We start from the raw sequence: 19905 nt of genomic DNA on the forward strand, positions 1-19905 counted from the left end.
GTGGGGACGTGCGCGTCTTCTTCGTGGAGACGTGCGGGTCGGAGGGACCCCGGCCCACAGCGGCCACGCCGGGAGGCGCGTCGTGGCGCAGTGGCCCGAGAAGAGGTACGGGTGGCGCGGCCGTGACGGATGGTCAGGAGGTGGGCTGGAACGTCCACAGCAGGTTGTTGCTGGTCACCCAGGTCCACTGCTTGGTCACGGATCCGGACGGGACCTGTCCGCCGCCGTCGAGGACGAGTCCGGTGGTGCGGTTGGCGATCGAGTACTGGCCGTTGCCGCGGTCGGTTATCTTCCACTGCTGGTGGGGGCCGCCGTTCCAGGCCGCTTGCTGGGCTGGAGCGCCGTTGCTGGTCGAGCCCCAGCCGTCGGCGACCATGCCGTTGGCGCGGTTGACCAGCCTGTAGTAGCCGTCGCCAAGGTCTACGGCCTGCCACTGGAGGTTGGGGCTGTCGACCGGCGTCCACTGCTTGAGGTTCGAGCCGCTGGCGACGTTGCCGCCGCTGTCCAGGGCCAGACCGTCCGTGACGTTGATCAGACGGAAGTACGAGGCCGGATTGAAGGTGACCTTGAGCGAGACGATGGCGTCGTTGTTGCCGGTCACCCGCAGGTCGGGATTGTCCGCAGTGAACGTCCAGGCCGTGCCGGTGAAGTTGTCGCCGGAGTAGCCCGTCACCCGGTAGCCCTGGGGCACCCTCAGCGAGGAGATGGTCGCGGACCCCACCCCCGCGGCCGACAGCTGGGAGGAGGTGTAGCTGCCCAGCGTCAGGACGGCGCTCGCCGAGGAGTAACTGACGTCCTGGAACACGGTCACCCGGGCTCCGCCGGCGGCGGTGGGGACGCCGCTGACCTCGACGCAGACCACGGAGTCATTGGCGTCCGGGGCGGTAGCCGGCACGGTGACGCTGATCTGGCCGCCGCTGACGGTGTAGGTGAGCGAGGCCGAGGGGTTGTTCATCAGGTAGACGCGGCTGATGGTGTTGGTGATCGCCGGGATCTGCAGCACGCCGCCCGTGGGCCAGGTGAAGACGTGGGCGAACAGCTTGCCGTCCTTCTTGGTGGCCCTCCCCCAGGTGGGGTCGGTGGTGAAGGGACTTGCCGTGGCTCCGTGCACGCTGTCGCCGTACGTCGCCATCCAGGAGGCCAGGCCGCGCAGGATGGTCACGGATCCGGCGGTGACCGAGCCGTCGCCCTTGGGGCCGATGTTCAGCAGGAAGTTGCCGTCCCGCGAGACGCAGGTGACGAGCTCCTGAACGAAATCCCTGACGGGGCGGTAGGAGTTCTCTCGGCCCGCGTTGTAACCCCAGGCACCGTTCATGGTGTCGCATCTCTCCCACTGGCGGTCCAGCGGCGCGTCGGGGACACCGAACTCCGCGACCGCGTAGTCGCCCAGACCGAGGTCCCGCTTGACCCGTTCGTTGACGACGAGTCCGGGCTTGCGGGAGATCAACCAGTTGTAGAGGTCGACACCGTCCGACCGGAGCCACCAGTCCTGGAGGGTGGGGCTGGAGGGTTCGCCGAACCAGTCGCCGTCGAACCACAGGAGCGCCGGGTCGTAGCGGTCCAGCAGCTCCTGCAGTTGGGCTTTCATGTCCGCGATATAACCCGTGCGGGCGGCCTGCGATGCCATCGTGGTGACACCGCCGCTTCGGATGGTCTGGGAGGGGTGGTTCCAGTCCAGGATCGAGTAGTAGAGCCCGAACTTGACGCCTCGTGCCTCGCACTCCGTCTTGAGCGCCGCCAGCAGATCACCCTGGACACCGGCGTAGTCGTGCAGGTTGTACAGCTTCGTGCCGGTGGTGTCGGTGAAGCTGGGGACGTTGGAGTCCCACATGGCGAAGCCTTCATGGTGTTTGGCAGTGATGACCAGGTACTTCATGCCGGCGTCCGCCGCCAGTTGAGCGATGGTTGCCGCGTTGAACGCGGTGGGGTTGAAGTGCGCGGACACCTGGGTCTGGTAGTTGGCCTTGGACCAGCTCTCGGAGCTGAAGGCCCACTCGCCGTGGCCGAGGTAGGAGTAGGACCCGAAGTGGATGAACATCCCGAACCGGGCCTGGTACCACCAGTCCATCTTCGAGGGGACCGAGTACGCCTCGGCGGCGGTGGGCCACAGGGCCTGCGGCAGTCCGAAGGCCACGGTGCCGCCGGCGAGGGCGGCGGCCTTGATGAGGGAGCGCCTGCTGAGGGGAGCGGAGGTCATGTGCGACTCCAGAAGGGGTGAAGGACTCGGGGCGTGTCGACAGTGGTCTGTCCGTGACTCAGCCCGGACGGCGGGGAACGGCGGCTCGTCTCCGCTCAGGCCACATCTTCTCGGTCATCGGATGTATTAAGGGGCCCGCACTCACGTCTTGTCTAGAGCTAAGGACAGAAATGAGAAAGCTCCTCGTCACTGCCCCACGATCAGGTCAACAACGCAAAAATAGATAGGATCTATCAATGTCGATGCATGCTCCGCGACCTCCAAGGGCAGGGCGTGGCCTTCCTCTTCATCTCGCACCATCTCCAAGAGGTGTACGGCCTCTGCACCACCGTCACCGTCTACCGCGACGCGGCCCACATCCTGACCGCGCCCGTCACCGAACTCGGCCACCAGGCGCTGGTGGAGGCCATGACCGGCGAGTCGGCCCCCACGGTCACCGTCGAGCGTCCTTCGGCCTCGCTCTCCTCTTCCACGGAACTGCTGGCCATCGATGATCTGACACTGCCCGGCGTCTGTGAGGACATCTCCCTCTCGGTCAGATCCGGCGAGGTCGTCGGGCTCGCCGGCGTCACCGCCAGCGGCAGTGTGCAGATGGGTGAGACGATCGCCGGTCTCCACCGCACGAAGGACGGCCGGATCACCGGCGGCGGCAAGAGTGGGCGCACCGGCAGTGTGCCGTCCGCGCTCGCCACCGGAGTCGGTCTGATCCCCGAGGACCCGCCACCTTCAGGGGCTGGTGAACAACCGCAGCGTGGCGATGGTGAATCTGTGACGAAAGACCAGCCCGCCGAGGGCGCTCAGCATGCTGTCTACCAGGTTCGGCTTCCGGTGTCGAAGCGGACCTCGATATCGTCGGTGGCCTGATACGCCAGGAACGCAACCGACTGAACACCCGCTGGCGCAAGGTCAGTTCCGGCACCGAGGCCGTCATCGTGCTCGCCGCGCTCCGCCACGACCAGCGTCTTTCTGACATGGCCGGCGGCAACGCAGGTGTACGGCTGCAGCGCGGTCCCCCTCCAGTGGCTGGAGGCGTTGATGTCGAGGGCCTTGCCGCTGTTCCTGTTCACGACCTTGTGAGCTGCCCACTGACCTGGACGATGTTCCACTGCTGGTGACACCATCGGCCAAGGCAAAATACATCCTATGACCAATACTGGGGTGATCGAGACATGACTCCCATAGCCCGTGTCACTTAGAGATTCGCGTCCCACCTATGGACAGCGCCCCTCTCTGTCCCCACTAATACATCCCATGTTCTTGATGGTGTGACGACATGCGACTCACCGAAGCGGCGCCCTCCCTCTGCCTGCTCCCGCCCAGGCCGCAACACCGTCCGTGCTGTTCTGCGAACAGTCAGGAGACAACCTTGTCCGAACCACCCAGTCGCCGCACAGTGCTGACCGGCATAGCCGCCATGACGGTTGCCGCAGCCACCTCGCCGGCGCTGGCGACGACGGCGCACGCCGCGTCCTCCCCCCAGCCGCTGCCCCTTCTCCCGCTGCGGATCCCGAAGTTAAACCTGGGCATCGAGCAGCAGTCCGACGAGAAGATCCAGTGGCTGCAGGACGCAAAGCTCGGCATGTTCATCCACTGGGGCGTCTACTCCGGCCCGGCCAAGGGCGAGTGGTACATGGAGAACGCCGCCATCACGCCGGAGAACTACAGGAAGTACGTCACTGACGGCAGCAGCGAGCAGTTCACCGCCAGTGCGTACCGCCCTGCCGACTGGGCGCAGCTGGCCAAGGACATGGGAGCCAAGTACACGGTACTTACGGCCCGCCACCACGACGGGTTCGCGCTGTGGCCGTCCACGCACCCGAACGCCTGGCATGCCGGACAGGCACCCCTGCAGCGCGACTTCGTCAGCCAGTACGTCACCGCCGTGCGCGCCGCCGGGTTGAGGGTGGGCCTGTACTACTCGCCGCTGAGCTGGCGCTACCCCGGCTACTACGACGTCCGCGGCACCAACTGCCTTCCCAACAAGTGGGGTTACGTCACCGATCCCGCGCACAAGGAGAACGCGCGGATCATGAAGAACGAGGTGTACCAGCAGGTCAGGGAGTTGGTCACCCAGTACGGCAAGATCGACGACCTGTGGTGGGACGGCGGATGGCTCGGCCAGCAGGGCACCGACGCGGACGCCGCCTTCTTCTGGGAACCCGGCAAGTTCCGCGACCCCTCCAACGAGTGGCCGGTGGACTCCGCCTACAGCGAGTCCGACCCCGCCACCGGCAAGCCGTTGGGACTGACCGGCCTGGCGCGCAAGCACCAGCCAGACATCGTCTCCACGCTGCGCTCCGGCTGGATCGGCGATTTCACCAGCGAGGAAGGCGGTTCCGTGCCGAGCGGAGCGATCCGCACCGGCAAGCTGGCAGAGAAGTGCTTCACCATCGGCGGCACTTGGGGCTACAAGGCCGGCGCACCCGTGATGAGCTTCGGCAACATCATGAACATCCTGGTCAACGCCTGGGTGCGGAACATGACCTGCCTGCTCAACGTCGGCCCGGACCGTACGGGCGCGGTACCGGCCGACCAGGCAGCGGCGGTGCGCAGGGTCGGTTCCTTCCTGTCGACCTGCGGCCAGGCCGTGTACGGCACGCGCGGCGGACCGTGGGAACCGGTGGACGGCCAGTACGGCTTCACGTACAAGGACAACACCTTCTACGTCCACCTGCTGCCCGGCTACAGCGGGACCTCCTTCACCACCCCGTCCACCGGAGACGCGCACGTCACGCGCGTCTTCGACGTCGCCACGGGTACCGGCCTGCCGTACACCGTCGGTTCGGACGGCAGGGTGACGATCACGGGTGTCAACCGCACCCGCATCCCCGAGGACAGCGTCGTCGGCGTCACGCTGGACCGCTCCGTGCAACCGGCCGACATCGCCGCCGGCAAGACGGCCACGGCCAGCAGCGAAGAGACCTCCAAGGGCAACACCGCGGCCAGGGCCGTCGACGGCTCCACCGCCACCCGCTGGTGCGCGAACAACGGAAACACGGGACAGTGGCTGAAGGTGGACCTGGGGTCGCAGAAGTCGCTCACCGGCACGCGTATCGCCTGGGAGTCCGCAGGCACGAACTACCGGTACCGGATCGAGGGTTCCACCGACAACGCCGGGTGGACCACCCTGGCCGACCTGACCGCCACCACCGACACCAGTCAGGTGCGGGTGTCCGTTCTCAGCGCGCAGGCACGCTATGTGCGAGTGACCGTCACCGGTCTTCCCAGCGGCGCCTGGGCTTCGATCCGCAGCTTGGAGGTCTACGACCGGCCCTTCAGTGCTTGATGCCGTTGCCTTCCGGCCGGTGAACCGCTCAACCGGCAGGGTGACGGCTGGTGCGCCGACGTCAAGGACGCCTTCACCGCGGACGTATCGGCGTCATCCAGTGGCCCTCAACCGGCGGGGCCAACCAGGACTGGCGGATCCTCGCGCTGTGACGGCGCCAGGAGGGGGCGTGCCTCGTGACGGGGCGGCCCCGTAGCGCACCTCTCGTCAACGCCGCGTGGACCGGCGAGGGTTCAGCACCGGTTGCACGAGCCGACGCCGGTCCACGCCGCTGCGGGCGTTGATGACAGCGATCAGCAGGTCTACCGCTTCGGTACCCACCAGGTCCGGGCGGAGGCTGACCGTGGTGACGGGCGGGGCGGTCGTCGCATAGTCGGGATCCTCGCTGACGCACGCCACCAGCAGGTCCCGCGGCACCCGAAGACCATGATGGCGGGCGGCGGCGAGGATGTTGTGCCCGGAGTCGGAGTAGACGCCGATGACGGCGTCCGGTCTCGGATGCCGCTGGAGCAGCCGGCTGACCGCGTCCTGTTCCGCCGTGAAGTAGTCCGGCAGCGAGGCGTACTCCTCCACCAGGGCAAGCATGCGGTGGTCGTCGCACCAGGACCGGTAGGCGTGTGCGATCAGTCGCGGGGAGGCGTCGTCGTGAAGCGGCAGGGAGAGCCCGATCCGCCGGGCGCCGGACTCCGTCAGGTGGTCGAGCAGGAGGCGCAGACCCGATTCGTGATCGGATTCCACCCACGCGTCGCAGCGGTGCGGCGCGGGCGGCCGGCCTTGGCTGATCATCGGTATGCCGCGCTCCCGCAGAATGGAACGAACCGGGTCCTCGGCGCGCGGCGCGACGTGAATGACGCCGTCCATCGGCGTGGTGAGCCACATCCACGGGGACATCGAACTCGGCATCACCTGGAGCAGATAGCCGCGCTCGTGGGCCGCCGCCATGGCGCTCAGCGCCAGTTGCGCGTAGTACGGGATCACGGTGTACGGGACAGGAAGGTCGCCATAGGTGGTCATGGTCAGGCCGAGCACTCCGGTGCCCCCGCGAGCCAGGGCACGGGCGGTGCTGGCCGGGGCATACCCGAGTTCGCGTGCCGCGGCCAGCACGCGCTGCCTGGTCGCCTCGGACAGCCGTCCGGTGCCGTTGAGCGCGTTCGACACCGTGGCCGTGGACACCCCTGCCCAGGCGGCTACAGCGCCGAGCGTGGGACGACGCCAGGCACGAGAGCTTTCCATGCGCACCCCAACTGCCCTGTGACCGCTTGTGGGCAAGAACCTAACAGCCACCCGCCGCGCGAGTGCTCGGCGGCCTCGGCCGCGGTGCGCGTGAGCCGCTCGACACCGTCACCCGTGACCTTGGCGGAGTCGGCGCACAGGTCGTGGCGGGGGGGCGACAGGTCCCGCGGGTGCGCTCGGCGCTCCAGCCGGGCGGAGGTGTCGCCTTCGCCGGCTTCATGGACGACGCCGCGGTGGGTCAGGCCGCAGTGCGGTGGTGTCCGTGTTCCGTGGGCGCCTCGGATCATCGCCGCGACCCTGGTCGTCGACAGCATCAGCGTGCCGGCCGCCACCGAAGCCATGGCCAGGTGATGAGCCGGCTGATTCTCCTGTGCGCTCTCCTCCCTCTTGGCCCTCCCTTCGGGCGATACCACTACGGAAGGGGAGGGCGGGACGGTGTCGGCCGATGGTCCATGGCCCGCCGCCGAAGGTATGGGCGGGCTAGACGGGCGTCGACGCCGACGGCACGAAGGGCGCCCCGTGTCCCGGCACGATCAGTGCCGGGCCGAGGGCCAGGACCTTCTCCCTGGCCGCCCGCAGTTGCTCGTGGTCGGGCGCGAAGGGGTCGTCGGCGGGTCCCTCGGCGGTCCACCACAGATGGGTCAGGACCACCAGGCCCTCGGTGGCCGCGACCAGGGTGCTGACGTCCTCGGCGGTGTGGCCGGGGGTCGTCATGAGCGTGACCGACGGCGACAGCCGGTATCCGTCGGCAGCGCGGTCCTGCCAGATGTCGTTCTGGTAGATCGCCATGTGGTCGTGGAAGCGGGCTTGGGGGAACAGGGCCGCGTTCAGCGTGTGGTCCGGGTGGTGGTGGCTGAAGATCACGTCGGTGACGTCTTCGGGGTTCAGTCCGTGGTGCGCGAGCGGGTCCAGGATGAGTCGGCGGTCCGCGACCATGCCGGGATCGGCGACCACGACCGTCTCGCCGTCGACGAGCAGGGTCACGGTGCCGGCCACCCGCGTGTCGGCGTAGCCGGTGGTCAGAACGTGGAAGTCAGCGGTCATGCGGGGTTCCTCGGGTGATGAGTGTGAGCGAATGCGGCGGTGCTGACGGCAGGCGGCATGGTCGGCGCGATGCCGAAGACCCAGGCGACCCGTGCCCGGGTGGATGCGGCCCAGGAGGGCGGGGCGGCACCCTCGGCGGACATGGCACCTGAGACATCACTCAGGCTGCACGCAGGCGCTAGGCGCCGCGCATGCAGCCTGGGTGACCATGAGGAGATGCGAGCCCACGCTTCGTCGGTGGGCAGTGGGCAGTGGGCAGTGGGCAGTGGGCAGTGGGCAGTGGGCAGTGGGCAGTGGGCAGTGGGCATCAGCATGGTGACGAAGCGCCCGTTCGACAAGGGTGTACTCCAGCACGCCGTAGCCCAGCGGCCCGGATGCACCCTCCCCGAACGCGGGCTCTGCCTGGCCGCGGCCCTCCCCGCTCCCCTCGGTCACGAGCCGGATACCGCCGCGGGCGGGGCTCAGCCCAGGCCGAACCGCTCGGCGTGCACTTGCCCATGGGGAACTTTCAGCCCGCGCAGGGCGCTGAGCACGGCCGAGGTCATCCCGGGCGGGCCACAGACGTACACGTCGCGTTCGGTTATGTCGGGAACCAGGGCACGGAGACTGTCCGGCTCGAACGGCGGATTCTCCTCCCCCGTACGGCCGGTGAGCAGGTGCAGCTGCCCACCGCGGTCCGCGACCAGGGCCCGTACCTCGTCGACCAGCACGGCGTCGCTGACGCTGCGCACCCGGTAGAGCACGACGACGTCGCCGGCCGGTTCCTCCTCCAGCAGGGCTCGGACCGGCGTGATCCCTACTCCTCCGGCGATCAGGAGCGCACCGGGCCGCGTCCGGTGCAACGCGGTGAATGCCCCGTACGGACCCTCGACGAAGACGCGGCTCCCGACCGGGAGGTGCCGCAGGCCGGCGCTGGCGTTGCCGACCGCCTTGGCGGTCAGGCGCAACGTGCGGCCGTCGGGTGCCGCCGACAGCGAGAACGGATTCGCCAGCCACCAGTGGTTGTGCCCGGGGAACCGCCAGACGCAGAACTGTCCGGCCCGGGCCGGCAGCCTGTCGAGGTGGCGGCCGGTCACGTGCACCGACACCACGTCGTCCGACTCCGGCACCACCTCCGCGACCCGGAATCGGTGATAGGCGTTGCGCCACAGCGGCAGGCCGATCCGTCCCGTGACCAGGGCACCGAACGCGAACAGCCACAGAGCCCACCAGTAGATCTTCGCGGGCACGGAATAGCTGAAGGTCGTGGTCTCCTGCAGCTGGTGGACGAATGCCAGCCCCAACGCCAGGTACAGCAGCAGGTGCAGGCCGTGCCAGGTCTCGTACCGAAGCCGCCGTCTGATATTCCGGGCGGAGACCGCGGCGACCATGACGATGATCGCCGCGGCCCCCATCCCGAGCAGGGAGGCGGGGACTCCGGCCAGCGCGAAGAACGTCTTCGTCATCGACGCGTCATCGAGCCTCGCGAAGCCCAGCACCACCAGCATGGCGTGGGTGAGGACGGTCCACAGCAGGGTGAAGCCGACCCACCGGTGCCACACCGTCAACCTGTCCATGCCGATACGGCGGTCGAGCCACGGCAGCCGGGCCACCAGCAGCAGCTGGAACAGCATCAGCACGGCGGCGTGCAGGCCGAAGAACCTGGCGACCGTGAGCACTCCGTTCTGGCCTGTCCCGGCCGTGAGGAACAAGACCTCGACGATCACCAAGTTGGTGATCACAAACGTCCACAGCGCCCATCGCGCCGCAACGACCGGAGGTATGGTGCCTTGCCGCACCCGTGAAATCGTCGCCTCCACCGCTTCCCCTCTTGTCCGTTCTTGTCCATGTGAAGGACTCGCGTCCGGCACCCGCGAGGGCGCGAGGACCCCTGCGTTCTCACTTGATACGGCCCGGGCGCAGCGAAAATACGGAACTTGACCCGCAGGGTGAGCGGATCACACCCTGCCTCAGGGGGATCTCCGCTCCCGGTCGCCGTCGCCGTCGCCGTCGCCGTCGCCGTCGCGGGTACGCTGAGTGATTAAGGCCTTAACCACAAGCACTGGCCGGGTGGTTCGCGCACTGATCACCGGTGGTCGGTGGTGGTGGAAGGCCCGCAGCTCGGTCGAGACCGCGTCGGCGACCTGGCGCACCAGGTCCACGTCCCAGCCGGCGCCGGGGCCGACAGCCTGCGGGAAGACGGTCGCGGCCCCGAGCCAGGAGACGTCGTGCAGGGCCTCGCTGCCGGTGCGGAAGGGGGCGACGCCGAGGCGCGGCACGGCTGGTGCGTACTGATGCAGCATCGGGAGCCGTTCATCGAGCGCGAGCCGTGCGATCAGATCGTCGATGCGCTTCGACAGCGGCAGGGTGGGGTCACGGAATGAGGGCCGGTCGGTAGGGGACGGGAGAGCAGAACTCACAGGGCGACAACCTCGATGGGCTGAAGCCTCAAGGGGAAGCTGGTGAAGCGCACCGACGCTGCCACCGCTCATATCCTGCCGGGCCCGTGGACGACCTCGGGGAGTTCCCGGCGTGCCCGTCCGCCCGGGCCGGCCCGGCGAGCCCCAGGTCCAGCACACCTCTCAGGACTGGTCCCCTTTCAGGTACGGGATGGTCTGCGGGCCTTCGGTCAGGACGCACACTCGGGCGTCGGGTCCCGCGAAGGCAAGGGCCGTGGCGACGGTGGTGGAGATGTCGGCAGTCTGTGCGAGGTGGGCGGTGGCCAGTTCCGCGTCGCTCAGGTACTCGGTGTACATGACGACGCGGCAGCTCGACTGGATCCGCGCCTGGATCTGCGCCTGCCACTGGTCGGGCACGGTGTGGGTACGGGCGCTGAGGTCGGCGACCAGCGCCTGCGGGGAGGGAGCGGAGGCCAGTACCTCGCGGTAGGAGCCGTGGTCGGGGAAGCCGTCGCGACACTCGGCGGCACAGACGATCGTGCCGCCGGGACGGACGACCTGGTAGGCCGCGGACATGCCTTCGACGCACTGGTAGAGGTTCTGGTCCAGAGGGAAACCGGAGTTGGTCGTGACGACGACGTCGAACGGCCCCTCTACCGGGCGCATCGCCATCCGCCTGGCCACGGCGGTGGCGGCGGCGTGCATCGGCAGCAGATCGCCACCGAACGCGGTCACGATGTCCTTGTCACGGTTGAGCACCACGTCCAGCGCGAAGGTCACTCCGGTGGCCTGCGCGATCGCGCGTACGTCGTCGTGGACCGGGTTGCCGTGGGTGATGCCCCAGGTGGCGCGCGGGTCGCCGATGCGTGCCGCGTCGTGCAGCACGAGGACCGTCTCCAGCGCGGCGAGCCCGGGCGCGACGAGTTTCGGGCCGCCGGAGAAGCCGGCGAAGAAGTGCGGCTCGACGAAGCCGGTGGTGATCCGGACGTCCGCCTCGGCCCACTCGCGGTTCAGCCACACCGGCACGTCGTCGCCGTACGTGCCCATCCAGGTCAGCTGTCCGGAGTCGCGGGCGTCGTGGTTGACGATCCGCACGCCGTCCACGATTTCGTCGCCGAACATCCGGCGGAGCTCGGCCTCGCTGTTGCCGCGTTGGGTGCCGGTGGCGACCAGGATGACCACGTCCTCCAGGCGTACGATCCCGTCGAGCTCCTCGAGGACGGCCGGAATCATAAGATGGCGCGGCTGCGCACGGCTGCCGTCGCAGGCCGAGATGGCGACCGTCTGCCCCGGGCGTACGCGTTCGCGCAGCGGCGGACCGGCGACCGGGTCACGCAGCGCCGCGCGCAGTACGGCCATCTGGTCCGCGGCGGCCTCATGGCAGGCGGGCCGGAGGACGGTCGCCGCGCGCGCGTCCACGTTGATGTCGAGGCCCGACTGTCCGTAGGCCAGGCGGACTCTCACAGGTCTTCCTTCCCCAGCCGGTAGGCGCGGGCCGCCGTACCGCCGAAGACCTCGGAGCGCTCGGTTTCGGTGAGTGAGCCGGTCAACTCCTCGGCGACGGCCACGACGTCCTCGTACGAGGCGGCCAGCAGGCACACCGGCCAGTCAGAGCCGAACATCACCCGCTCCGGGCCGAAGGCGTCCAGCGCCACGTCGGCGTACGGGCGCAGGGCGGAGGCGCTCCAGTTGTTCCACTCGGCCTCCGTGACCATGCCGGACAGCTTGCAGAACACGTTGGGCTGCGCCGCCAGTTGACGGATCAGTGACGCCCACGGCTGGAGTTCGCCCCAGCGGATGGGGGGCTTGGACAAGTGATCGAGGACGAACGTGAGCTCGGGCAGGGCTCGGACGGTGGCGATCGCCGCGGGCAGTTGGCGCGGGAGGGTGAGCAGGTCGTAGGTGAGGCCCGCGGTCGCGACCGCATGCAGGCCCCGGTGTACGTCGGGCCGGTTCAGCCAGTCGGGGTCCGGCTCACTCTGCACCAAGTGCCGTACGCCGACGAGGAGTTCACCGCCGTACGCGGCCCGCAGGGCGGCCAGCGTGTCGGACAGGCGGTTCGAGGTGAGGTCGGCCCAGCCGACGACGCCTGCCACCAGGTCGGTCCCGGCGGCCAGGGCCAGGAATTCCGTGGTCTCGTCCATCTCGGGCAGGACCTGGACCAGGATCGTGCGGTCGATGGCCGCCGCGGCGGTCTCCCGCGCCAAGTCCTCCAGGGTGAAGTCCCGCCGTACGGGAGCCATCTCGGGCGCGTCGAGCCAGCGGTGTGGGCGGCGGCGGGGGCCTGGGCCCGCCGCCGGGTGCGAGGCGGCCACCGGCCGCCAGAGGTGATGGTGTGCGTCGATCCTGATCATCGCTACTTCCTGCTCAGCGCCGAGCGGCGGCAGCTAGCAACATCCAATGATTCAGGAAGACATGGAACCACAGCCTCGCCCTCGATTCACCGTCAAGGTTTCCGTTACCGCAGGTAAGCGCGCCGCCCGGTCAACTTTACGGTGCGAGATAGGAGCCTCATTCCCGATGCCCCCTATGCATTCATCCCATGTACCGACGGGATGCAGGGCAACGTGCCGGGCAACGCCCGCCCGTCACTTCCGCGCTGTCGTTCCGAAGGGGAGCGGTTCGCCGGAGCGCAGGTGTTCCCTCAGCCACTGCTCCGTGTTGTTCACGTGCAGCAGGGCGGCGGCCTGGCTGAGGGCGGCGTCACGGGTGGACAGCGCGTTGAAGATGGCCTCGTGCTCGGCGAGGGTGCGGCCCGCGGCCTGGGCGTCGACCAGACCGCGCCAGATGCGGGCGCGCAGGGTGCGGCCGGAGATGCCTTCGAGAAGGGTGAGGAGGGTCTCGTTGCCCGTGGCCGAGATGACGGCTCGGTGGAAGGCGGCGTCGTGGGCGTTGAGCTGTGCGACGTCGTCGCGGGCCTCGCGCATGGCGTCCAGGTGCCGCTTCACCTCGGCCAGTTGGGCGTCGGAGATCCGGGTGGCGGCAAGGGCCGTGGCGATCGGTTCCAGGAGCCGCCGTACCTCCATGAGGTCCTGCAGGGCGACCGAGTCGCCCTGCAGCAGCTCCACCGCGCCGCCGAGCCCCTCCAGGAGCAGGCTCGGCTGGAGGCTGGTCACATAGGTGCCGTCGCCCCGCCGGACCTCCAGGACCCGCGCGACCGCCAGCGCCTTGACCGCTTCGCGGGCAAGGTTGCGGGACAGGCCCAGCTGGGCGGCCAGGTCCGGCTCCGGTGGGAGCTTCGAGCCCGGAGGCAGGGCACCGGTCCGGATCAGCTCACGGATGTCCTCGATGGCCTTGTCCGTCAGAGACACCGCTCATCCCTCCCCCCACCGTGCCCCGTGAGCACGCCCGACCTGATCAGCCCCTGAGTGCGGAGATCGTCCCAGACGCCGTCCGGGACTTGCTGATCATGGAGTTCCACGTTTCGTCCGACCTGTTCCGGAGTCCGCAAGCCGAGGGTGACGTTGATGATACTGGGATGCGTGTGCGGGAAGGCGATCGCGGCGACCGGCAGGGTGGTCCCGTGCGCCGCGCAGACCTCGGCGACCGCCCGGGCCCGGGCGACCAGAGCCGGCGGGGCGTCCTGGTAGTCGTACTTCAGGCCTTCGGCGACCGGCGTGACGCGGTAGAGGTTGCCGATCACGGACGCCCCGAAGCCGAGCTCGGTGAGTGAGACCGACGTGCCCTGGATCTTCTGCTGGTGCAAGACGTGCTCCTGGCGATACGGGGTGAGGGGGCACCGGTCAGCGCCGGACGTGGGCCGAGTTGCCCGCGATGAGTGCTTCGACCTCGGTGAGTGTGGCCATGGAGACATCTCCGGGGGTGGTCATGACGAGGGCGCCGTGGGCGGTGCCGTAGGCGAGGGCGCGTTCCAGGGAGGTGCCGGTGAGCAGTCCGTGGATCAGTCCGGCGGCGAAGGCGTCGCCGGAGCCGATGCGGTCCAGGACGTGCAGGCCGGGCATCCGGGGGCCGCTGACGAAGCCGGTTCGGGGTGACCAGGCGGCGGAGGTCCAGTCGTTGACTCCGGCTGAGGGTACTGCGCGCAGGGTGGTCGCCAGTACGTGTGCGGTGGGCAGTCGGCTCGCGATCTCGGCGAGTGCGTCGGGGACTTCGTCGGCGGCGACGTGGTGTGTGCCCGGGTGTGGTCCGGTCAGGCCCAGGGCGCCGACGACGACGTCGGCGTGCCGGGCGAGGCGCAGGTCGGCCTCGCGGGCGGCGTCGGCGCCGCCTCGGCCGGCCCAGAGGCTGGGGCGGTAGTTGGGGTCGTAGGAGACGGTGACGCCGTGGCGGCGGGCGGCGGCCATGGCTTCGTCGGCGACGTCGAGGGTGGTGTCGGAGAGGCCGGCGAAGATGCCGCCGGTGTGGAACCAGCGCGGCCCGGTGGAGAAGACGGTGTCCCAGTCGATGTCGCCTTTGCGGATGTGGGAGATGGCGGTGTGGGCGCGGTCGCTGACGCCGAGGGCGCCGCGGATGCCGTAGCCGCGTTCGACGAAGTTGATGCCGTTGCGGGTGGTGCGGCCGATGCCGTCGCCGGGGACCCAGCGGATCAGCGAGGTGTCGACGCCGCCCTGGAGGATGAGGTCCTCGACGAGGCGGCCCACGGCGTTGTCGGCGAGGGCGGTGACGATGGCTGTGCGCAGGCCGAAGCAGCGGCGCAGTCCGCGTACGACGTTGTACTCGCCGCCGCCTTCCCAGACCTGGAAGGAGCGGGCGGTGCGGATCCGTCCCTCGCCCGGGTCGAAGCGGAGCATGACCTCGCCGAGGGCCACCACGTCGGTCATGGTGTGCTCCCGTCCACGGCCTCGGCGGTCAGCCGGCGGATGTCGTCGTGGTCGCCGCGCTCCCGGTGGGCGGGGGTCCACGGGCCGCCGAGCACCTGGGCGGGAAAAAGCACGGAGGCCAGGCCGGTGTCGTTCATCGGCCGAGCCATCCGCCGTCGACGGGCAGGATGACGCCGTGGACGTAGGCGGCGGCATCCGAGGCGAGGAACACCGTGGCGCCCGCCAGGTCGTCGGCGCTGCCCCAGCGCCCGGCCGGGATACGCTCCACGATGGCCGTGCTGCGCGCCGGGTCGTCCTGAAGGGCCTGGGTGTTGTCGGTGGCGATGTAGCCGGGCGCGATCGCGTTGACGTTCACGCCGTGGCCGGCCCACTCGTTGGCCAGGGCCTTGGTCAGTCCGGCGACGGCGTGCTTGGCGGCGGTGTAGCCGGGGACGGTGATGCCGCCCTGGAAACTGAGCAGCGACGCCGTGAAGATGACCTTCCCCCGGCCGCGGGCCACCATCGACGCGCCGACCGCACGCGTCAGCGCGAACTGCGCGCTCAGGTTGACCTGGAGCACCAACTCCCAGTCCGCGTCGCTGTGTTCGACGGCCGGAGTACGGCGGATCGTGCCCGCGTTGTTGACCAGGATGTCCACCGGACGTTCCCGCCCGGCGAGGTCCGCGCCCAGGGCCCGTACGGCCTCGGGGTCGGCGAAGTCGGTCCGGATCGCCTCGAACCTGCGCCCCGCGGCCCGCACGTCCTTCTCCACGCCGCTGCCGGACTCCTCCAGGTTCGCGCTGACGCCGATGATGTCCGCGCCGGCCTCGGCGAGTGCGCGGGCCATGGCCCGGCCGATACCGCGCCGGGCTCCCGTGACGACGGCGAGTTTTCCGGTGAGGTCGAAGGCGGTCATACGGATGCTCCCCGCGCGTCGTCGCTGTTGTGGGTATCGGTGGTGCAGTCCACGAGGATCTTCATCACGTCACCGCCGCCCTCCAGCGCCTCGAACGCCGAAGGCGCCTCGGTGAGCGGTACCACCTTGCTGATCAGCCGCTCGGCCGGAATCGTGCCGTCCGCCACCAGGGCCACCGCCTTCTCGAAGTCGCAGCGGTCGTACAACCGGGCGCCCACCAGGGTCAGTTCACGCCAGAAGAAGCGGTGCAGGTTCACCTCGCGGGGCCGGGGATGGATGGCGACGAGGCACAGCCGGCCCCGCACACCCAGCACCTCGACCGCGGTGTCCACGCCGCCCGCCGCACCGGACACCTCGAACGCGACGTCCGCCCCCGCCTCCCCCGTCCATTGCCCCACCAACGCCGGCACGTCGACGGCGGCCGGATCCCAGGCGGTCAGCCCCAACTCCTCGGCGAGCAGCCGACGGTGGGCGCTCAGCTCGACGACCCGGACGTCGGCGCCCTGGGCCCGCGCGACCAGAGCGATCAGGATGCCGACGGGTCCGCCGCCGACCACCACAGTCTTCTCGCCCTCACGCACGGCGGCCCGGCCCACGTCGTGCACGGCCACCGCGGTGGGCTCCACGAGCGCGGCCCGGTCCAAAGGAAGGGTGCCGGGCAGCCGGATGAGCGTCGAGGCGGGCACGATCCAGCGCTGCTGCATCGCTCCGGGCGAGTCGATGCCGATGAAGTCCAGGTGCTGGCAGATGTGTTGATGGCCCTTGAGACAGGCCGGGCAGGTGTCGTCCCACCGCAGCGGCATCACGGTCACCGCGTCGCCGGGCGACCAGCCCTCCACATCCACGCCGACCCGCACGACACGGCCGGACATCTCGTGCCCCAGGACGGCGGGCGCGGACACCCGGGCGTCCATGTCACCGTGGAAGATGTGCAGGTCGGTACCGCAGATACCGACATAAGCGGGCGCCAGCTCCACCTCACCCGGACCGGGCAAGCGGGTCTCGGCGGGGGCCGTGTCCAGGGTGCGGGCGGCCGTGTAACGGACGGCGAGTGTCATCGTGTAGTCAGGGTCCCTTCAGCGCGGACGCCGATGGTCAGCAACAGGTTGGCGTAAGTACGGGTGTCGGCGGTGACGATCGCCAGCGCCAGGTCGGGCGAGCGGGCGGCGTCATAGAACTCGAAGCGGCCGAGTGTGTCGACCGGGACGGGTGCCAGCATCGAGCGGTACTCGGCGATGGCCGGCGGCTCCGGTTCGCCCTCCGGCGGCACCATCACGTGGGCCGCCTCGACCGGCAGGGCGCGCAGCAGGACGTCGAGCACGGTGGTGACGTCCAACAGGCCGGGGGCCAGGTTGAGGTGGACGGTTCTGGCGCGCTCACCGGTGGCGGTGCCGGCCGGGTAGTGGCCGTCCGTGAGCAGGACGCGGGCGCCGTGACCGGCTCCGGCCAGGGATTCGAGGATGCCGGGATGCTGTAGTTCGGTCAGGAGCACGGGAGTGTCCTCTCCTTCTTGTCAGGCAGCCGGTGGAGGCACGCGCCTACGGTGGCGGACTGCTTGATTCGCGCTCTCGGGACAGCCGCCCGGCACCATTCCGACGGCGGCGGAGCGGTCCGGCACGTCAGACACGAGCGGTCCAGACGGGGCCGTCGGGGTAGGCGTACTCCTTGAGGGACTCGGCGTGCATCTGCGCGCTCAGTCCCGGGAGTGTCGGCGCCAGGTAGTGGCCGGCCGCGATGCGCACCGGGTCGACGAAGTGCTCGTGCAGGTGGTCGACGTACTCGATGACGCGGTCCTCGGTGGTGCCGGAGACGGCGACGTAGTCGAACATCGACAGGTGCTGGACCATCTCGCACAGGCCCACGCCGCCCGCGTGCGGGCAGACCGGCGCGCCGAACTTCGCGGCCAGCAGCAGGATCGCGATGTTCTCGTTGACGCCGCCGACCCGTGCGGAGTCGATCTGCACGATGTCCACCGCCCCGGCCTGGAGCAGCTGCTTGAAGACGACCCGGTTGGCGATGTGCTCGCCGGTGGCGACCTTGATGGGGCTGACGGCCTGGCGGACGGCGGCGTGGCCGAGGATGTCGTCGGGCGAGGTGGGCTCCTCGATCCAGTACGGGTCGTAGGGGGCCAGGGCGTGCATCCAGTCGATCGCGACCTGGACGTCCCATCTCTGGTTGGCGTCCACGGCGATGCGGATGCCGTCGCCGACCGTCTCGCGGGCGGTGCGCATGCGCCGTATGTCGTCGTCCAGGGACGCGCCGACCTTCAGCTTGATCTGGGTGAAGCCGTCGGCGACGGCCTCGCGGGCCAGGCGGGACAGCTTCTCGTCCGAGTAGCCGAGCCAGCCGGGAGTGGTGGTGTAGGCGGGGTAGCCCTGGTCGAGCAGGCGGCCGATGCGCTCTTGGCGGCCCGGCTCGGCGCGCTTCAGGATCTCGAGGGCCTCCTCGGGAGTGAGGGCGTCGGACAGCCAGCGGAAGTCGACCTGCGCGACCAGGTCCTCCGGCGACATCTCGCCGAGGAAGCGCCACACCGGCTTTCCCGCGCGCTTGGCGGCCAGGTCCCAGGCGGCGTTGACGACCGCGCCGGTGGCCATGTGGATGGCGCCCTTCTCCGGGCCGAGCCAGCGCAGTTGGGGGTCGTGGACGAGGGAGCGGGAGAACGCGCCGAGGTCGGAGCAGACTTGTTCGACCGGCAGGCCGACCACGTGCGGGGCGAGGGCCGCGATGGCGGCGGCCTGGACGTCGTTGCCGCGGCCTGTGGTGAAGGCCAGGGCGTGGCCCTCGAGTCCGTCGACGGCGTCGGTGCGCAGGACGACGTAGGCGGCGGAGTAGTCGGGTTCGGGGTTCATCGCGTCCGACCCGTCCAGGTGCTCGGACGTCGGGAAACGCACGTCCAGGACGTCGAGGGAGGTGATGCGGGCGGAGGCCGGGGAATCGGACAGGGCGGATGGCATGGCGGCAACTCCTGTGAGGGCAGGGGCGATACGGGCCCTTGCGACGAGATGTGGGCGGCGGAGGGTGTCGGGCGGCCCGGACGACCGCCCGGTTCACTCCTGGACCTTGCCGCCCGTGATGCGCGAGATGGTCAGCGCGACCAGGATGATCAGGCCGTTGAGGGCGCCGATCCACTGGGCGGGGACACCGGCCAGGGTGAGCACGTTCTGGATCATGAAGAGCAACAGGATGCCGCTGAAGGCCCCGAACATGGTGCCCTTGCCGCCGTTGAGGCTGATGCCGCCGATGACGGCGGCGGCGAAGACGGTGAAGATGTAACCGTTGCCCTGGGCCGAGGCGACCGAGGCGAGACGTCCGGAGAGCATCAGTCCGGCGAGGGCGGCGAGCAGGCTGCCGGTGACGATGACGATCGCCAGCACCCGGTCGGTGCGGATACCGGCCGCCTTCGCCGCGTCGACGTTGCCGCCGATGGCGTAGAGGGAGCGGCCGAAGCTGGTCCAGCCGAGGACGACGATGGCGACGGCGAACAGGACCAGGCAGACCCAGATGGAGGCCGGCATCCCGAACCATTCGGCGGTACCCAGGTAGAGCATCGACTCGGGCAGCTGGAAGAAGGTCTGGCCGCCGGAGATGCCCGTGAGGACACCGCGCAGCACGATCAGCATGCCCAGGGTGACGATGAAGCCGTTGAGACCGAAGCGGATGATCAGCAGGGCGTTGATCACGCCGACCAGCGCGCCCACGGCGAGCGTGACGGGAATCGCCCAGGCGCCGGGCAGCAGGCCGAGGCCATGGCCCGCGCCGGCCGGCACCACCAGCCAGGCCGCCACACCGGGCGCGAGGCCCATGGTGGACTCCAGCGACAGGTCCATCTTCTTGACGATCAGGATCATCGCCTGGGCGAGGACCAGCAGGGCCATCTCGGACATGGTCTGCAGGACGTTGATGAGGTTGTCGGCCTGCAGGAAGACCGGGTTGACGATCTGCCCGACGATCGCGATGACCACGATGGCGGGGACGAGCGCGAGGTCGCGCAGGCGCGCCAGGGGTATCCGGCCGCCGAGCAGCGCGGTCCGCTTCGCCTCGGGCCCGGCGGTCTCTGCCGCGGCGGGGTCCGCGAGCGTTTCGGGCATTAC

The 19905-nt window shown here is 69.6% G+C and carries 16 protein-coding genes and 3 pseudogenes; 2 read left to right on the forward strand and 17 right to left on the reverse strand.

Annotated elements, in window-relative coordinates:
• Positions 1-133: 133 nt before the first annotated feature.
• Positions 134-2197, reverse strand: coding sequence for an alpha-L-fucosidase (locus tag ACIBK3_RS15300; RefSeq protein ID WP_399365701.1), 2064 nt, complete (start codon positions 2195-2197; stop codon positions 134-136).
• Positions 2198-2410: 213 nt separating this feature from the next.
• Here ACIBK3_RS15300 and ACIBK3_RS15305 point away from each other — a divergent pair.
• Positions 2411-2954 (forward strand): annotated as a pseudogene (locus tag ACIBK3_RS15305) (sugar ABC transporter ATP-binding protein); the annotation flags it as partial.
• Positions 2955-3006: 52 nt separating this feature from the next.
• Here the strand turns inward: ACIBK3_RS15305 and ACIBK3_RS15310 are convergent.
• Positions 3007-3264: a hypothetical protein gene (locus ACIBK3_RS15310; protein WP_399365704.1), complete on the reverse strand. Its 258-nt coding sequence runs from the start codon at positions 3262-3264 to the stop codon at positions 3007-3009.
• Between the two features lie 299 nt (positions 3265-3563).
• Here ACIBK3_RS15310 and ACIBK3_RS15315 point away from each other — a divergent pair, with 299 nt between their 5' ends.
• Positions 3564-5483: an alpha-L-fucosidase gene (locus ACIBK3_RS15315; RefSeq protein ID WP_399365706.1), complete on the forward strand. Its 1920-nt coding sequence runs from the start codon at positions 3564-3566 to the stop codon at positions 5481-5483.
• A gap of 207 nt (positions 5484-5690) precedes the next feature.
• Here the strand turns inward: ACIBK3_RS15315 and ACIBK3_RS15320 are convergent, their stop codons facing one another.
• The 15 genes and pseudogenes from ACIBK3_RS15320 to ACIBK3_RS15390 form a co-directional block, all read right to left on the reverse strand.
• Positions 5691-6716, reverse strand: coding sequence for a LacI family DNA-binding transcriptional regulator (locus ACIBK3_RS15320; protein ID WP_399365708.1), 1026 nt, complete (start codon positions 6714-6716; stop codon positions 5691-5693).
• 480 nt (positions 6717-7196) lie between these two features.
• Positions 7197-7760, reverse strand: a complete 564-nt coding sequence (locus ACIBK3_RS15325; protein WP_399365710.1) for an MBL fold metallo-hydrolase — start codon at positions 7758-7760, stop codon at positions 7197-7199.
• A 461-nt stretch (positions 7761-8221) separates the two neighbouring features.
• Positions 8222-9481, reverse strand: coding sequence for a ferric reductase-like transmembrane domain-containing protein (locus ACIBK3_RS15330; protein ID WP_399365712.1), 1260 nt, complete (start codon positions 9479-9481; stop codon positions 8222-8224).
• A 369-nt stretch (positions 9482-9850) separates the two neighbouring features.
• Positions 9851-10159, reverse strand: a pseudogene (locus tag ACIBK3_RS15335) (hypothetical protein); the annotation flags it as partial.
• Positions 10160-10321: 162 nt separating this feature from the next.
• The gene (larA, locus tag ACIBK3_RS15340) at positions 10322-11602 is read right to left on the reverse strand and encodes a nickel-dependent lactate racemase (protein WP_399365713.1); all 1281 of its coding nucleotides are present in this window, start codon (positions 11600-11602) and stop codon (positions 10322-10324) included.
• Entirely contained in the window at positions 11599-12492 is an 894-nt protein-coding gene (locus ACIBK3_RS15345; RefSeq protein WP_399365715.1) for an amidohydrolase family protein, read from the reverse strand. Before ACIBK3_RS15345 ends, larA begins: the two co-directional genes overlap by 4 nt.
• A gap of 234 nt (positions 12493-12726) precedes the next feature.
• Complete coding sequence (locus tag ACIBK3_RS15350) at positions 12727-13449, reverse strand: FadR/GntR family transcriptional regulator (RefSeq protein ID WP_399365717.1); 723 nt, start codon at positions 13447-13449, stop codon at positions 12727-12729.
• Positions 13440-13748 (reverse strand): annotated as a pseudogene (locus ACIBK3_RS15355) (aldo/keto reductase); the annotation flags it as partial. The pseudogene ACIBK3_RS15355 and the gene ACIBK3_RS15350, both read right to left, overlap by 10 nt.
• 133 nt (positions 13749-13881) lie before the next feature.
• Entirely contained in the window at positions 13882-14919 is a 1038-nt protein-coding gene (locus ACIBK3_RS15360) for a sugar kinase (RefSeq protein WP_399365719.1), read from the reverse strand.
• Entirely contained in the window at positions 14916-15056 is a 141-nt protein-coding gene (locus ACIBK3_RS15365; protein ID WP_399365721.1) for a hypothetical protein, read from the reverse strand. Before ACIBK3_RS15365 ends, ACIBK3_RS15360 begins: the two co-directional genes overlap by 4 nt.
• Positions 15053-15814, reverse strand: coding sequence for an SDR family oxidoreductase (locus ACIBK3_RS15370; protein ID WP_399365723.1), 762 nt, complete (start codon positions 15812-15814; stop codon positions 15053-15055). Before ACIBK3_RS15370 ends, ACIBK3_RS15365 begins: the two co-directional genes overlap by 4 nt.
• Complete coding sequence (locus tag ACIBK3_RS15375; protein WP_399365724.1) at positions 15811-16872, reverse strand: zinc-binding dehydrogenase; 1062 nt, start codon at positions 16870-16872, stop codon at positions 15811-15813. Before ACIBK3_RS15375 ends, ACIBK3_RS15370 begins: the two co-directional genes overlap by 4 nt.
• Positions 16869-17306, reverse strand: a complete 438-nt coding sequence (locus ACIBK3_RS15380; protein WP_399365726.1) for an RbsD/FucU domain-containing protein — start codon at positions 17304-17306, stop codon at positions 16869-16871. The genes ACIBK3_RS15375 and ACIBK3_RS15380 overlap by 4 nt, the downstream gene beginning before the upstream one ends.
• Positions 17307-17433: 127 nt before the next feature.
• The gene (locus ACIBK3_RS15385; protein ID WP_399365728.1) at positions 17434-18768 is read right to left on the reverse strand and encodes an enolase C-terminal domain-like protein; all 1335 of its coding nucleotides are present in this window, start codon (positions 18766-18768) and stop codon (positions 17434-17436) included.
• A 93-nt stretch (positions 18769-18861) separates the two neighbouring features.
• Complete coding sequence (locus ACIBK3_RS15390) at positions 18862-19902, reverse strand: ABC transporter permease (protein WP_399366807.1); 1041 nt, start codon at positions 19900-19902, stop codon at positions 18862-18864.
• Between the last annotated feature and the right edge of the window lie 3 nt (positions 19903-19905).

Origin of the sequence: Streptomyces sp. NPDC050287, from assembly GCF_044459385.1 — a bacterium.
Lineage (GTDB): Bacteria > Actinomycetota > Actinomycetes > Streptomycetales > Streptomycetaceae > Streptomyces.